This is a genomic window from Saliphagus sp. GCM10025334, assembly GCF_042663485.1.
Classification (GTDB): Archaea; Halobacteriota; Halobacteria; order Halobacteriales; family Natrialbaceae; genus Natronosalvus.
Map to the genome: position 1 here is coordinate 524,650 of NZ_JBHTAF010000003.1, position 13,823 is coordinate 538,472.

Annotated in this window: 13 protein-coding genes and 1 pseudogene; 6 read left to right on the plus strand and 8 right to left on the minus strand. The window is 64.5% G+C overall.

Annotation, left to right across the window (positions count from 1 at the left end; genetic code table 11):
• Nucleotides 1-96 precede the first annotated feature (96 nt).
• The 3 genes from ACFQO4_RS14820 (at nucleotide 97) to ACFQO4_RS14830 (ending at nucleotide 2,488) form a co-directional block, all read left to right on the plus strand.
• Complete coding sequence (locus ACFQO4_RS14820) at nucleotides 97-984, plus strand: ATP-dependent ribose-1-phosphate kinase (RefSeq protein WP_500261646.1); 888 nt, start codon at nucleotides 97-99, stop codon at nucleotides 982-984.
• Between the two features lie 126 nt (nucleotides 985-1,110).
• A complete protein-coding gene (locus ACFQO4_RS14825; protein ID WP_500261647.1) occupies nucleotides 1,111-1,440 on the plus strand; it encodes a HalOD1 output domain-containing protein in 330 nt (109 codons plus the stop codon).
• A gap of 319 nt (nucleotides 1,441-1,759) precedes the next feature.
• A complete protein-coding gene (locus ACFQO4_RS14830; RefSeq protein WP_500261648.1) occupies nucleotides 1,760-2,488 on the plus strand; it encodes a guanosine phosphorylase in 729 nt (242 codons plus the stop codon).
• Nucleotides 2,489-2,629: 141 nt separating this feature from the next.
• Here the strand turns inward: ACFQO4_RS14830 and ACFQO4_RS14835 are convergent, their stop codons facing one another.
• On the minus strand, nucleotides 2,630-3,133 hold the full coding sequence (locus tag ACFQO4_RS14835) for a GNAT family N-acetyltransferase (protein ID WP_500261649.1): 504 nt from the start codon (nucleotides 3,131-3,133) through the stop codon (nucleotides 2,630-2,632).
• A 248-nt stretch (nucleotides 3,134-3,381) separates the two neighbouring features.
• Between ACFQO4_RS14835 and ACFQO4_RS14840 the strand changes: the two genes are divergently transcribed.
• The gene (locus ACFQO4_RS14840) at nucleotides 3,382-4,350 is read left to right on the plus strand and encodes a transcription initiation factor IIB (RefSeq protein WP_312909371.1); all 969 of its coding nucleotides are present in this window, start codon (nucleotides 3,382-3,384) and stop codon (nucleotides 4,348-4,350) included.
• 239 nt (nucleotides 4,351-4,589) lie between these two features.
• Here the strand turns inward: ACFQO4_RS14840 and ACFQO4_RS14845 are convergent, their stop codons facing one another.
• Nucleotides 4,590-5,447 (minus strand): SDR family NAD(P)-dependent oxidoreductase, encoded by an 858-nt coding sequence (locus ACFQO4_RS14845; RefSeq protein WP_500261650.1) that lies wholly within the window; start codon nucleotides 5,445-5,447, stop codon nucleotides 4,590-4,592.
• Nucleotides 5,448-5,635: 188 nt separating this feature from the next.
• On the opposite strand from ACFQO4_RS14845, the gene ACFQO4_RS14850 reads away from it, so the two are divergent.
• Both ACFQO4_RS14850 and hisD read left to right on the plus strand, forming a co-directional pair.
• Nucleotides 5,636-6,355, plus strand: a complete 720-nt coding sequence (locus ACFQO4_RS14850) for a helix-turn-helix domain-containing protein (RefSeq protein ID WP_500261651.1) — start codon at nucleotides 5,636-5,638, stop codon at nucleotides 6,353-6,355.
• A 99-nt stretch (nucleotides 6,356-6,454) separates the two neighbouring features.
• Nucleotides 6,455-7,741, plus strand: coding sequence for a histidinol dehydrogenase (gene hisD / locus ACFQO4_RS14855; RefSeq protein WP_500261652.1), 1,287 nt, complete (start codon nucleotides 6,455-6,457; stop codon nucleotides 7,739-7,741).
• A 29-nt stretch (nucleotides 7,742-7,770) separates the two neighbouring features.
• Here the strand turns inward: hisD and ACFQO4_RS14860 are convergent, their stop codons facing one another.
• From ACFQO4_RS14860 to ACFQO4_RS14885, 6 genes and pseudogenes are all read right to left on the minus strand, one after another.
• Nucleotides 7,771-9,165, minus strand: a complete 1,395-nt coding sequence (locus ACFQO4_RS14860; RefSeq protein ID WP_500261653.1) for an FAD-binding oxidoreductase — start codon at nucleotides 9,163-9,165, stop codon at nucleotides 7,771-7,773.
• Between the two features lie 194 nt (nucleotides 9,166-9,359).
• Nucleotides 9,360-10,163 carry an SDR family NAD(P)-dependent oxidoreductase gene (locus ACFQO4_RS14865; RefSeq protein WP_500261654.1) on the minus strand — a complete coding sequence of 268 codons (804 nt, stop codon included), beginning with the start codon at nucleotides 10,161-10,163 and terminating at the stop codon, nucleotides 9,360-9,362.
• The gene (locus tag ACFQO4_RS14870; RefSeq protein ID WP_500261655.1) at nucleotides 10,160-10,900 is read right to left on the minus strand and encodes an ABC transporter ATP-binding protein; all 741 of its coding nucleotides are present in this window, start codon (nucleotides 10,898-10,900) and stop codon (nucleotides 10,160-10,162) included. Before ACFQO4_RS14870 ends, ACFQO4_RS14865 begins: the two co-directional genes overlap by 4 nt.
• A pseudogene (locus ACFQO4_RS14875) lies at nucleotides 10,897-11,592 on the minus strand (ABC transporter ATP-binding protein); the annotation flags it as partial. The pseudogene ACFQO4_RS14875 and the gene ACFQO4_RS14870, both read right to left, overlap by 4 nt.
• Before the next feature lie 81 nt (nucleotides 11,593-11,673).
• On the minus strand, nucleotides 11,674-12,783 hold the full coding sequence (locus ACFQO4_RS14880) for a branched-chain amino acid ABC transporter permease (protein WP_500261656.1): 1,110 nt from the start codon (nucleotides 12,781-12,783) through the stop codon (nucleotides 11,674-11,676).
• Nucleotides 12,780-13,763 carry a branched-chain amino acid ABC transporter permease gene (locus ACFQO4_RS14885; RefSeq protein WP_500261657.1) on the minus strand — a complete coding sequence of 328 codons (984 nt, stop codon included), beginning with the start codon at nucleotides 13,761-13,763 and terminating at the stop codon, nucleotides 12,780-12,782. The genes ACFQO4_RS14880 and ACFQO4_RS14885 overlap by 4 nt, the downstream gene beginning before the upstream one ends.
• Between the last annotated feature and the right edge of the window lie 60 nt (nucleotides 13,764-13,823).

The window sequence follows — 13,823 nt, forward strand, 5'->3', positions numbered from 1 at the left end:
GAACACCCGAGTATCGAGAAAAACCACCGACTGCTCGCACATCGAGAGGAGACGACAACGTTTTTTGACCGGCTCTCGTCTCTCCGCCATCGTCGAATGGTCACCGTACTTACCGCCGGCCACGTCAACTGGGACGTCACCCTCCGCGTCGACCGCTTCCCCGAACCCGACGGCGAGGCCGCCATCCGCTCGCAACGCCAGTCCGGCGGCGGAAGCGCCGCGAACGTCGCCGCCGCGCTCGCCACCCTCGAGGTCGAGGCCGGCCTCGTCGGGAGCGTCGGCGACGACGACAACGGCCTCCTCGCCAGGCGCGAACTCGAGGCCGCGGGCGTCGACCTCGAGGGCGTTCGGATTATCGAGGGCGCCGACACCGCGGTCAAGTACATCCTGGTCGACGACGACGGCGAGGTGGCCGTCCTCGGGAACGACGGCGTCAACGAGGCCGTTCGGCCGTCCGATCTGGACCCGGATCGCATCGAGCGCGGCGACCACGTCCACTTGACGAGCCAGCGCCCCGATACGGCCGGTCGTCTCGCCAGTCTCGCCAACGACACCGGCGTGACCGTCAGCATCGATCCCGGACGGCGGCTGGCCGAACGCGACTACGACGAGGCGCTGGCCCACGCGGACGTGATCTTCGCCAACGACCGGGAGGTCGAGGCGATGATCGAGGAGACCTACCCCACGTCGGACTTCAGCGACCGCATCCTGGTCGTCAAGTACGGCAGCGACGGGGCCGAAGTCCACACGCCTGGAGGATCGGTTCACCATCCCGGATTCGACATCGAAGCCGTCGACACGACGGGTGCCGGCGACGCGTTCGCGGCCGGCTTTCTCGCGACGTACCTCGAGACCGACGACGTCGAACGGATCCTCGAGTTCGCGAACGCCTGTGGCGCGCTCGCGGCGAGCGTCGAAGGGGCACGGTGTGCGCCGACGATTGGTGCAGTCGAGGCGCTACTTGACGACGCCCGCACCCGCTGATTTCGTGCCACTTTTTACCACGTTCTCCACTACCAAACTATTGCAGGCAGTGGTGTCTGACGGTAGCTATATGGCGCTGGTCGTTGGCAATTCGAGTAGCGTCACGGAGACGTATACCTGATAGACATGAACGAACGAACAGCAGGGGCCGTTCGGTCCCGGGGGACTGGGGCACGACATCACGTCCGGTACGAGCGAGACGACGACGAGCCGCTGAGCGTGGCCACGGCGTCCGCAATCGCGATGTACAGAGGCGAAGAGGTACTTTCCTCGTCGACACAGCTGTACGAGTACGTCGACCCGGAGGCGCTCGACGCGCTGTTCGCCGATAGACACGACGGGACGCCCCGCGAAGCGGGCCGGATTACGATCGACCTCCCCGACGGGTTAGTCGTCATCACGTCGACGTCCGTTCACGTCACGCCTGACGACGAGCGACAGGAGATCACGTCGTAACCGCGCCACCGTCCAGCGAGACACCGGGTGACGAATCGTATGGGCGATACGACGAGCAGCGACAGCGAGCAAGGAGACCGAGCAGCGAATAGCCAGCAACCTGAGCGGCGGCTCACGGCCCGAGCTCGAGCGCTCCGAGCGTCGACGGCGGATAAGCGCACGGCTCTCGAGTCGTCGGTACTGGCGAGCACCGGTTACCGATCACCAAGCACCGAGCACCGATTACTGAGGAACGTCAACCTCGAGTGGCGTCACGAACCGATTGGCTTCCGCCGAACGGAACGCGACCTTTTTGCGGCCGGTCCGAGAATCGCCGTCCATGGCAACCCAACCGCACCTGCTCGTCGACGACGGTGACGTCCACGACATCGCGCTGATTCCGGGCGACCCGGGACGCGTCGACCGTATCGCGAGCCACTGCGACGAATCCGAGACGATTGCTCAGAACCGTGAGTACAAGGTCGTTAACGCCGTCTACGACGGCCGCGAACTGACCATCTGTTCGACCGGCATCGGATGCCCCTCGGCGGCTATCGCGCTCGAAGAACTGTCGAACGTCGGCGTCGAGACGTTCGTCCGCGTTGGAACAACCGGCGCCCTCCAGCAAGAGATCGAGATTGGCGACATGATCGTCGCGACCGGCGCCGCCAAGAACGAGGGCACTTCGAAACGCTACGAGGACGTGGAGTACCCGGCCGTTCCGGACTACGAGGTCCTCTCGGCGCTGGTCGACGGTGCGGAGGAAAACGGAGAGGACGTCCACGTCGGCCCCATCGCCAGCGACGACGCCTACTACGCCGAGACGGACGAATACGTCGAGAACTGGGAGGCCGCCGGCCTGCTGTCAGTCGAGATGGAAGCCGCAGCCGTGTTCACCCTCGCGCGCCGCAAAGGCCTCCGCGCCGGGGCGATCTGCACCGTCGACGGAAATCTCGTGAAGGGCACCCAGAAGGGAACCGACACCGAGGACGACGAACTGCCCGAGAAGGCCAAAAACAACGTCGCTCGAGCGATCGACATCGCGCTCGAGGCGACGACGAACCTGTAGACGAGGGTCGCTGCGATATTCGGAGTCCCATCGCGGATACTCCCTTCATTCGGTGACTTCGTTATCGCGTTCTCGAGTACCCCGTGCGTACTCGAAGGGTGGTTCCGGGATGAAACAGATCTAATCACGCATGTCTCGCGTTTACAGGTACCGTTCCATCTCGTAGTCGCCGCGGTTACGCGCCATCGTCTCGAACCCGGCCAATCGGTAGAGGTTCATCGCGATGCGATTGTTCCGGTCGACGGTCAGCCAGACGTGGGTCACGCCGTTTTCCCGGCCGTACTCGAGCAAACGGCTGATGAGCCGCGTCCCGATCCCCGCCGACTGGTACGCCGGCCGGACGAAGATAGCCAGCTCGGCTCGGTCGTCGAACGGAACCAGGACGGCGTGACCGACCACGCCGCCTCGATGGCGCGCGACGACGTGGAGCCCACCGTCGAGGAGTCCGCTAATCCACTCGCGTATCCGAGATTCGCCCCGCGGTGGAAGCCCCTGGGACCGCGATTCGTCGTCGAAGTGGGTATACATCTCGACCAGCGGTTCGGGGCCGCCAGCGTAGGCGTCGACGGTGATCGGTCGCTCCGCCCGATCCGTGAACATCGTCGGGGGCGAGGGTCGTCGGTGCTGATCGGCGGCGGTGACCATACGTTCGCTTCGGGCTACATGGTCCTAAGCCTGGCTCGCGTTCCCAGTCCCTGGGAGACGAGGGTCTACGGGGTCAATACGGCGAATCCGTCGGTTCCACGTGTATCGTTCGAGCTGCGAGGGCAGTTGACCCGAGAAGCAGTCGGCGGCCACAGTTCGAGAGCGGAAACGAGCGAGTTTCGGCGAGTAACTGTCAGAAGACCGGACAGAGGGCTTAACCCTCCCCGTCGCATTCAGGGAGGTATCCGATGATACGCCCCACCCGCGAACGAGAGCAATCCGCGACGTCGGCGACGAAAGAAACGGACTCGACTCAGTCGACGGTCAAACAGTGTCCGGAGTGTGAGTCCGAGTCGCTCGTCACGAGCGATGGGGGGAGCGAAATCAGTTGCGAGCGGTGTGGGCTGATCGTCGAGGAATCCCGGATCGACCGCGGGCCGGAGTGGCGGGCGTTCAACGCAGCCGAGCGCGACAGCAAGTCGCGCGTCGGCGCGCCAACCACCCAGACGATGCACGACAAGGGGCTGACGACGGCCATCGACTGGAAGGACAAGGACGCCTACGGCCGTTCGCTCTCCTCGGAGAAACGCAGCCAGATGCATCGTCTGCGCAAGTGGCAAGAACGCATCCGGACCAAGGACGCGGGCGAGCGCAACCTCCAGTTTGCGCTCTCCGAGATCGACCGGATGTCCTCGGCGATGGGCATTCCACGGTCCGTCCGCGAGGTCGCCTGTATGCTCTATCGCCGGGCGCTCCAGGAGGACCTCATCCGCGGGCGGTCCATCGAGGGCGTCGCCACCTCGGCGCTGTACGCCGCCTGCCGAATCGAGGGCATCCCACGGAGCCTCGAGGAGGTCGCCGCCGTCTCGCGGGTCGACCGCAAGGAGATCGGCCGCACCTACCGCTACGTGGCTCAGGAACTCGGTCTGGGCATGGAGCCCGTCGACCCGAAGAAGTACGTCCCCCGATTCTGTTCCGAACTCGAGCTCTCCGAGGAGGTCCAGGCGAAGGCCAACGAGATCATCGACGTCACCGCCGAGAAGGGGCTTCTCTCCGGGAAATCGCCGACGGGCTACGCTGCCGCGGCCATCTACGCGGCCTCCCTACTCTGTAACGAGAAGAAGACCCAGCGAGAGGTCGCCAACGTCGCGCAGGTGACCGAGGTGACGATCCGCAACCGGTACCAGGAGCAGATCGAGGCAGTCGGACTGTACTGATTGACGATCGGACTGTACTGATTGACGATCGGACTGTACTGATTGACGATCGGACTGTACTGATTGACGGAAAGGTCACACGATTGCGATCGTTTCGAATCCGTCACCGTGGAGAGCGGAGCAAGAAGTGTGCCAGCGATCACCAGCGATCCCTCGCCTCGTTCTTCCCTCGAGCGACCGACGATCTTCGACGACTCGAGGGGACGCCGTCGTCCACATTCACTTCACCGTCGTTCCGCTCACTCGTAGGTCAGCGTCATCCCGCCGTCGAAGAGCAAGTCGCCGCCGTCGAGGTGGCGCCCGAGTTTCGAGAACCCGACGACGAAGAGGTTGGCGACGTCGACTGGGTCCATCATCTCCTTGACGCGGGACTGTCCGAGCATCACGTCGGAGATGACCTCGTCGACGCTGATCCCACGCTGTTCGGCGGTGTCCTGGAGCTGGTTCGTGACGAGAGGAGTCTTGACGTACCCCGTACTGACCGAAAACGACCGAACGTCGCCCTCGCCCTCGGCGGCGATCGACTGCGTGAGGCCGCGCAGGCCGAACTTCGAGACGTTGTACGCGACTTTGTCGCTCGTGACGTAGTGGCCGTGAACCGAGGCCATGTTCCCGACGCATCCGCGCCCGTCCGCCGTTTCTCGAAAGTGCGGGATACAGAGCTTCGTCAGATAGATCGGCGCCCTGAGCATGATCTGGTGAATGCGGTCGTAAGCGTCCATCGGGAACTCCTCGATGGCATCGATGTGTTGCATCCCGGCGACGTTCGCGAGGTACTTCACGGAGCCGAGATTCGCCGCCTCCTCGACGATGCGTTCGATGTCCTCGTCGACGGTGAGGTCGCCGACCACTGCCTCTACAGACCCCGCGACGTCGATTTCGTCGGCGCGATCGACCGTTTCCTCGAGACCCCCCTCGTCGTAATCCGTTGCGGCGACGGTGAGTCCGTTCTCGGCGGCGGTGAGGGCGACCGCCTGGCCGATGCCCGACGCTGCACCGGTGACGATACAGACGTTTTCCTCGGCGAACGAATCGTCATCTACCGTGTGAATCGTCTCTCGAGTGACCGCCGGGACGGCGACTTGATCCTGAGTCATCGTTGAATCGAGTGACTAGTTGACTCGAGTCACGCTAAAACTCGAATGTTAACATATCAATGGGCGGTCGCGAGGGTGAGGGAAGGGAGTGGCCGCGTGAGGGGACGACCAGTGAGAGGAAAAGGTAACGCTATGAGGGAGATGCTAACAATTAATGTCGGTGGGCCCCATTCGGGTACTGACCTGCGATGATCGACCTAAACATCGACATGCGTCAGTACGACTGTCCGTTCATCGACACCACTGACGACGTCGACATCGCGTTCTCGGCCGTCCAGTGGCAACTGGATACGGACGCCGAAAAACTCGAGACTCGCCTCATCGCCAGGGGTAATTCCCCCGGAACGCTGGATACCGGCCTCCAGACGCTTCGAGAGCACCGGAACATGTCCGACTACTATCTGCTCTCGCGGCGGGGGAACGTCGCCCAGATCGGGACGGTGATCGAACAGACGAACGCGATGAAGACGATCCAGCGACACGGAGGCTACATCACCGGTCCGTTCCAGATCGAAAACGGTCGCGAGCACTGGCACGTCGGCTTCGACGACGACGACGCGGAGGACAGGACGCTCGCGGACCTCGAGCGCCACAACGATTACGACGTCGAAAACCGCGACCAGTTCGGCGCGTCCACGCTGTTCGACCTCCTCGAGAACGCCGACAGCGCGAGGCGGTTGCTCGACGGGTGCCGGTCGCTCACGGAGACCGAACGGAAGACGTTCGAAACGGCTTCCCAATTCGGCTACTACGAGACGCCTCGCGGGGCGACCCTCGACGAACTCGCAGACCACTTCGACGTCTCGAAGACGGCCGTCTCGATGAACCTCCGACGGAGCGAGCGCAAACTGCTCGGGGCCGCGCTGTCGGCGCTCTCGGACCTGGACGACGAGGAGACCCCGCTCTAGCGTCGCCGTTCTCGCGACCGATCCGAAATCTCGAGGCGCCTCCCTGTGTTTCCGTGTTAACATCGGAGTTTATCCGAGGGAGCCGCGTCAATTCACGTCGTGATAGAAAATAGCACGCATATCAAGGGCGCGGAGCGACCGTCGCTCGAGTTTCCACCCGAAGTGACCGAATCCGTCTCGGAGATCATCGCCGCCGTCCGAAGTGACGGGGACGACGCCCTCCGCGAACTCACCGCCAGGTTCGACGGCGTCGAGCGGGAGTCGATCCGGGTGACGGACGAGGAACTGGCGTCGGCTCGAGAACGCCTCTCGGAGGAGGATCGGGCAGTGATCGACGCGACGATCGAGAACGTTCGCGAATTCCACGAGGAACAGCGCGGCCACCTCGAGGGCTTCGAGCGCGAGTTCGACGACGGGATTCGACTCGGACAGCGAGTGGTCCCCATCGAGCGAGCTGGGGTGTACGTCCCCGGCGGACGATACCCGCTCGTCGCGTCGCCGGCGATGACGATCGTTCCTGCCGTCGTCGCCGGCGTCGAGCACGTCGTTGCCTGCGCGCCGCCCCAGGACGACGGGAGCGTCCAGCCTGCACAGCTGTACGCCATGGACCGGGCCGGCGCGGACGAAATCTACTGCGTGGGCGGCGCCCAGGCGATCGCAGCGATGGCCTACGGTACCGACTCCGTGCCGACCGTGAACGTCGTCACCGGCCCCGGGAACGCCTACACGACCGAGGCGAAGCGACAGGTGTTCGGCCACGTCGGCGTCGACTTCCTCGCCGGACCGACCGAGGTGCTCGTCATCGCCGACGACACCGCCGATCCCGGCCTCGTGGCGACCGACCTGCTCGCCCAGGCCGAACACGACACCGACTCCCGGGTCGTGCTCGTCTCGCTCGAGGAATCGCTCGCCCGCGAGACGATCGACGCCGTCGAGGCGCAACTCGAGGACCTGCCGACGGCCGAAACCGCCCGAACCTGCTGGGAGGAAAACGGCGAGGTGATCGTCGCCGAAGACCGCGACGCCGCCGTCGCAGTCGCGAACGACTACGCGATGGAGCACCTCCAGGTGATGAGCGACGAGCCCCGCGAGTACGTCGACGACCTCGTCAACTACGGCTCGCTCTTTCTGGGCCACCACTCGCCGGTCGTCTTCGGGGACAAGGCCGTCGGGACGAACCACTGTCTACCGACGCTCGAGGTGTCGACGTACACCGGCGGCATCTGGATCGGTACCTACCTGAAGACGCTCACCCACCAGCAACTGACCGCCGAAGGAGCGGCCTCGATCGCGCCGCACGCGGCCAAAATCTGCGAACTCGAGGGGACGGTCGCGCACCGACTCTCTGCCGAGAAGCGGTTCGACGGCGAGACGGAGCGGCAGTAATTCGGCGAGAAACCGCCCCTCACCGAACCTTACCTCGCCGGCTCGACGTTCTGATTCATCCGGAAGACGTTCTTCGGATCGTACTCGGCTTTCGTCTCGGCGAGTCGATCGTAGTTCTCGCCGTAGGCGTTTCGCTCGCGGCCCTCCTGGTCGCCCTCGAAGTTCACGTACGTTCCGCCGGTGGCCCCTTCCTCGAGCGCGTCGTGGCACTCCCGCACCCAAGCGATGCACTCCTCGTCGTTCGCCGGATCCTCCCATCGCGCGGCGACGCTCGCGATGAACGCCGTCTCCCGGTGCGGGTAGGCGGTCTCGTTCGGTCCGACCTCGTTGACCGCTCCGCCGACCTGGTGGAGGAGGATTTCGGACTGTCCCGTCGGGAACCGTTCGGCGTACTCGACGATGGTGTCGATCGTCTCCTCGGTGAGGTCCGTGAAATTCGGCGCCTTCCAGTAGTTTCGAGCGCCTTCGGCGTACAGATCGTCCAGGAGGCTCTGGGCTGCCGTGTAGGGAGTGGGTGCGACGGCGTCGGCAATGGGGTCGCCGTACTCGCGGAGCGGTTCGAGCACCGCCTCGCCTTCCTCGAAGTCGCCGTCGTAGAACTGTACCAGCACCAGGACCGTGGTTCCGTGGATTTCTTCCGGGATGACCGGAAGCGGCGGTGCGGCCACGCTGTTCACCCAGACGGTACACTCCGGCGGCGCGTCTCGAGCGAACGCCGCGTAGTGTGAGAGGACGTCGGGGGCATCCTCGTAGGCGTACACGGTCGGGCCGAAGAGCACGTCCGGACCGACCTCGTGCAGGTCGAACTCGAACGACGTGACGACGCCGAAGTTACCGCTACCGCCGCGAATCGCCCAGAAGAGGTCCGGGTTCTCGGCTTCGCTCGCGGTGATCAGGTTTCCGTCGGCGGTGACGACGTCGACCGACCGGAGGTTGTCGATCGCGAGCCCGTACTTGCGGCTGAGCCAGCCGACCCCGCCTCCGAGTGTGAGTCCGGCGACCCCGGTCGTCGAGATGACCCCGCCCGGGGTGGCGAGGCCGAACGCCTGCGTTTCGTGATCGAGATCCCCCATCGTCGCGCCGGGGCCGACCCGGGCGGTTCGGGCCGCGGGATCGACCCGCACCGACGAAAGCGGAGACATGTCGATCGTGAGGCCGTCGTCGCAGACGGCGTTTCCGGCGACGTTATGGCCACCTCCCTTCACGGCGAGGGGAAGGCCGTGGTCGCGAGCGAACTCGACCGCGGTGATTACGTCAGCCGTGCCGGTGGGCCGAACGACGACGGCCGGTCGGCGGTCGATCATTCCGTTCCAGACCGATCGGGCCTCGTCGTAGCCGTCGTCGTCGGGACGGAGCACCTCGCCGCGGGTCGTTTCGGCGAGCGTTTCGTACTCCGGGTGGTCTACTGGCGTTTTGATCGTCATTAGGTATCCCCCGAGGAAGGTACGGAATCCAGGGCCAGATAGCTACGTGGTGACGTTCGTGCAAGCGCCGACACTCGAGCACAGGTTGCAAGCATTTCACGGACTGCAAATGGAGTGGCGGTCTCCGTACGCTACCTCGGAATGTGGCCGAGTTCGCTCAGTCGTGGACGTCGACGGAGTTCCCCAGGTACTCGTCAGTACCAGGCGGTGCCGCCGTCGACGTTGACATCCTGGGCCGTCACGTGGCGGGCGGCGTCGCTCGCGAGGAATAGGGCCATCTCGGCCACGTCGTCGGCGTCGACCAGCGTCTCGAGCGCGGCGTCCTCGGTGAACACTCGCCGTTTGGCCTCGTCGTACTCCACGCCGAGGCTCTCGGCCTGTGCCTCGATGACGGCCTCGATCCGCGGACCGCTGGTCGCGCCCGGACAGATCGCGTTGACCGTAATGTCGTCCTCGCCCAGTTCGAACGCGAGCGTCCGGGTGAGCCCGATCACCGCCATCTTCGAGGCGACGTAGGGCGTCCGGTTTTCGAGCGGCCGCTTGCCGCTGATCGAAGAAATGTTGACGACGCTCGCCCGGTCGCTCTTACGGAGGTGAGACACGGCGTGTTTCGTCGTCAGGTAGGGGCCGGTGGCGTTCACGGCCATCGTCCGGTTCCAGTCATCGCGCTCAACGGCCTCGACTGGCGCCGTCGGTCCGGCGATCCCCGCGTTGTTGACGAGGACGTCGAGGCCGCCGAATCGGTCGACGGTCTCAGTGATCGCGGACCGGACCGACGACTCGTCGGTGACGTCGGTACGAACCGGGAGCGTCCGCGACGGGTCGTCGACGAGGCCGGCGGTTTCCTCGATTCCGTCGCCACGCGCCGCGAGGGCGACGTTCGCACCACGGTCGGCGAACGCGAGGGCGATTCGGCGGCCGATACCCTGGCTGGCGCCGGTGACGAAGACGGTGCGGTCGGCCATCTCGGTAGTGGGACTCGAGTTCGCCGCCGTCATTCCCCGCCACCGCCCTGCATCAGCATCTGTATCTCCTCGTCCTGGACCAGGACGTCCGGATCGCCGCTGTCGACGATCTCGCCGCGCTCCATGACGTACATTCGGTCCACGATGTCGGGGACGTGGCTCGCGTTCGACTCCGCGACGAGCACGGAGATGTCCCGGTCGATGATCTCCCGGATGTACGTCTTGAGATTCTCGACGACGACCGGCGCCAACCCCTCGAGCGGTTCGTCGAGGATGAGCAGGTCGGGGTTGAGCGCGAGCGCCCGACCGATCGCAGTCATCTTCCCCTGACCGCCGCTCAGGTTCTGGACCTCGGCGTCGCGGCGCGACTCCAGTTCGGAGAACAGGTCGAAGATGTCCTCGACCATGGCGTCCTCGTCGTCGACGCCACGGGCGTCGCCCGCCGTCCAGATCGGAAGCCGGAAATTCTCCTCGACGCTCATACCCGTGAACAAATCGCGATTTTCCGGCTGGTACCCGATTCCACGCTGCGGGATGAGTTCCGGTCGGAGCGTCGTCAGTTCCTCGCCGTGTAGCCGTATCGACCCGTTCGCGATGGGCGTCAGTCCCATGATCGCCCGGAACGTCGAGGTCTTCCCGGCGCCGTTTCGTCCGACGAGCGCGACGGCTTCGCCCTCGCGTACCGTCAGATCGACGCCATGAGTGACCTCGAACCCTTCGACCGTCGCCGAGAGGTTCGAGACCTCGAGCAGCGGGTTCGACGGACTCATTCGTCCACCCCCAGGAGCACCCGCCGCAGTTCGCTGTCGGTCTCGAGCAGGTCCGGGTCTCCCTCGCGGAACACGCTCCCCTCGTGGAGGACGACCAGTCGGTCGGCGTACTCCTTGACGAGGTCCATGTCGTGTTCGATGGTGACGGTGGTGACGCCATCGGCCTCACTCGCCTCGACGATGGTTTCGATGACGTACTCCTTCTCCCGCGTCGCGACGCCGGAGGTCGGCTCGTCGAGGAGCAGGTACGTCGGATCGAGGCCGAACGACATCGCCACGTCGAGGAGCTTTCGGTCGCCGTGAGGCAGCGTCTCCGCCACCTCGTCGGCGACGTCCTCGAGGCGGAATTGCTCGAGCAGACCGTCGACCGTCTCCTCGACTTCGTCGTGTGAATCGTCGCGGGTTCGCATGCTCAGCGTCTTGCCGTGACGCGAGAGGACGGAGACGCGAAGGTTCTCGCGAACGGTCATCTCCTCGAAAACGTGGACGATCTGGAAGCTCCGAACGAGTCCTTCGTTCACCCGTTTTTCCGGCGGCGTGTCCGTGATGTCGCGCTCGACCGTCGAGCCGCTGCCGTCGTCCTCGTGGACGACGACCGATCCCTGATCGGGCTCGAGCAACCCCGTGAGGAGGTTGATGAGCGTGGTCTTTCCGGCGCCGTTCGGCCCGACGATGAACACCATCTCCCCGGGGGTCTCCCCGAACGTGAGCGAGACGTCGTCGGTGGCGCGGAGCACTCCAAATTCCTTCCGTAAGTTGCGTGCTTCGAGCATCTATTTCACCCCGAATACGAGAATGCGAACGGTCGTCACGGCGCGGTACAGTCGCTGGCGGATCGTCGTCGAGACGGTGGCGGCGTCCCCGCGAACGAGCGTCGGGTCGCGAAGGCGCCGCTCGAGGCCCGCTCTGAGCGTCGGCAGCGAGCCGAGTATCCCCTCCGGCAGGAAGAAGACGACGACCAGCAACACGAGTCCGGTGAGCGCGTGGTAGTACTCGAAGTAGAATCGCGCCAACCGGAGTAAGTAGATGAGCACGATGCCACCGACGATCGGTCCGACGAGCGTCCCGATGCCGCCGATGATCGCCATGAACAGGATCTCGCCGGAGACGAAGACGAAGAGAACCGGTTCCGGCCGGACGTGAAGTTGCAGGAGAGCGAACAGCCCGCCAGCGATGCCGCCGTAGAGGCCGGAGAGCGTGAACGCGATCCAGACGTATCGGTCGACCGGAATGCCGATGAACCGCGCTCGAGTCCGGTCCTGACCGATGGCGTCGAGCGCCCGACCGAACGGCGAGTTGACGATTTTCCACGTCACGGCAACCATGACGAGGAGGACGACGACTGTGAGATAGTACAGGACGTAGTCGTAGGCGACGATTGGGTCGGCACCGAACGTCGAGACGAGCCAGCGGTCGATGCCGAGTAGCGACGGCCGGTCCGATCCCACGCGAACCCGGAGGCCGTCGTTGTAGTTGAAGAAGCCGCTCTGGAGGACGAACGCGAACAGCACCTGGTTGAACGCGAGCGTCAACAGCGCGAAGTAGATGTCGAGGTAACCGGCGACGAGGTAGCCGATCAGTAGGGCGATCGCCGTCGCCGCCAGGGCCGCCCCAAGCAGCAACAGCAACCCGCTCGAGACCTCGTAGTGGGCCGTCAGCACGGCGACGCCGTAGGCACCGGCCCCGAAGAACGCGGTGTGTCCGAACGAGACCAGTTCGGTGTGGCGCAACAGGAGGTTCAACCCCAAAGCCGCCATTCCGAACAGGATCCCCTGGTGGATGATCGAGAACGATAGCGGCGTCACGTTGGCGATGTCGGGAACGGCCAGCAGGACGACGACGCCCAGTACCGCCAGGACCCCATTTCTGGAAACGCGAGTCATTCGATCTCACCCCACGTCCCGTAGAGGCCTTCGGGTTTGACCAGCAGGATGATGGCCATCAGGATGAACGGCGCCGCCAGCTCGAGCTGGGGCAGGCTGAACACGCCGACGGTCCACCGGCTGATGACGCCGACGAGCAACGCGGCGACGAACGCCCCCTTCAGGCTGCCGAGGCCGCCGATGACGACCACGACGAACGAGAGCACGAGGGGGTCCAGACCCATCTCGAGGTAGGCGTCGCTCGGACCGATGCTGTTCATCGCCCCGCCGAAGGCGGCGAAGAACGCCCCCATGGCGAAGACGAGCGTGAACGTCCGGTCCGTGCTGACGCCGATAGCGGTCGACATCTCACGGTTGATCGCGGTGGCCCGGACGATGCGTCCGGTCTTCGTCCGGTCGAAGAACCAGAGAAGCCAGGCGAAGACCACGACACCGACGAGAATCACGATCACGTTGTACGAGGGGTAGCTGAACCCGACGAGTTCGGTCGTTGGGATCTCGTTGAGTCGGCTGTAGGAACTGGTGCTGACCGGGGACGTTCCCCAGACGAACTTCATTACGTCGACGAGGATCAACAACAGCGCGTAGGTCAACAGGAGCTGGTAGACGTCCTCGCGTTCGTATATCGGTCTGACGAACACCGACTCGAGGATGGCGCCGACAGGTAACATAATCGCGGCCGCGACGAGCGAGCCGAGCAAAATCACCACACCGAAGACGAGCGCGGCTACCGGCTCCGTCGCCACGGGGAGGAATCCGGACAGAAAGTCGGCGATACTGGCGACGGACCCCGTTAGCGATCCGACCAGGAATCCGACGACGCTGACCGCGAGAAACGCGCCAAAGGCGTACAGTTCGCCGTGAGCGAGGTTCAAAATCCCGAGGACGCCGAAGATAATCGTCAGTCCAGATGCGATCATAAACAGGATCAGGCCGTAGTAGAGGCCGTTGAGCGTGTGCGTGACGAGTGATTCGATCATCTCGTCACACCCCCTCGACTGTCGCTTTCCGATGTACTTGTGCTGAGAATATCATAGCGT

What these genes read in the sequence shown, in the direction of transcription:
- ACFQO4_RS14845 (WP_500261650.1), bottom strand. Translation starts at nt 5,447, where the DNA reads ATGACTCAGGATCAAGTCGCCGTCCCGGCGGTCACTCGAGAGACGATT.
- ACFQO4_RS14820 (WP_500261646.1), top strand. Translation starts at nt 97, where the DNA reads ATGGTCACCGTACTTACCGCCGGCCACGTCAACTGGGACGTCACCCTC.
- ACFQO4_RS14885 (WP_500261657.1), bottom strand. Translation starts at nt 13,763, where the DNA reads ATGATCGAATCACTCGTCACGCACACGCTCAACGGCCTCTACTACGGC.
- ACFQO4_RS14835 (WP_500261649.1), bottom strand. Translation starts at nt 3,133, where the DNA reads ATGGTCACCGCCGCCGATCAGCACCGACGACCCTCGCCCCCGACGATG.
- ACFQO4_RS14825 (WP_500261647.1), top strand. Translation starts at nt 1,111, where the DNA reads ATGAACGAACGAACAGCAGGGGCCGTTCGGTCCCGGGGGACTGGGGCA.
- ACFQO4_RS14870 (WP_500261655.1), bottom strand. Translation starts at nt 10,900, where the DNA reads ATGAGTCCGTCGAACCCGCTGCTCGAGGTCTCGAACCTCTCGGCGACG.
- ACFQO4_RS14840 (WP_312909371.1), top strand. Translation starts at nt 3,382, where the DNA reads ATGATACGCCCCACCCGCGAACGAGAGCAATCCGCGACGTCGGCGACG.
- ACFQO4_RS14860 (WP_500261653.1), bottom strand. Translation starts at nt 9,165, where the DNA reads ATGACGATCAAAACGCCAGTAGACCACCCGGAGTACGAAACGCTCGCC.
- ACFQO4_RS14850 (WP_500261651.1), top strand. Translation starts at nt 5,636, where the DNA reads ATGATCGACCTAAACATCGACATGCGTCAGTACGACTGTCCGTTCATC.
- ACFQO4_RS14830 (WP_500261648.1), top strand. Translation starts at nt 1,760, where the DNA reads ATGGCAACCCAACCGCACCTGCTCGTCGACGACGGTGACGTCCACGAC.
- ACFQO4_RS14880 (WP_500261656.1), bottom strand. Translation starts at nt 12,783, where the DNA reads ATGACTCGCGTTTCCAGAAATGGGGTCCTGGCGGTACTGGGCGTCGTC.
- ACFQO4_RS14865 (WP_500261654.1), bottom strand. Translation starts at nt 10,163, where the DNA reads ATGACGGCGGCGAACTCGAGTCCCACTACCGAGATGGCCGACCGCACC.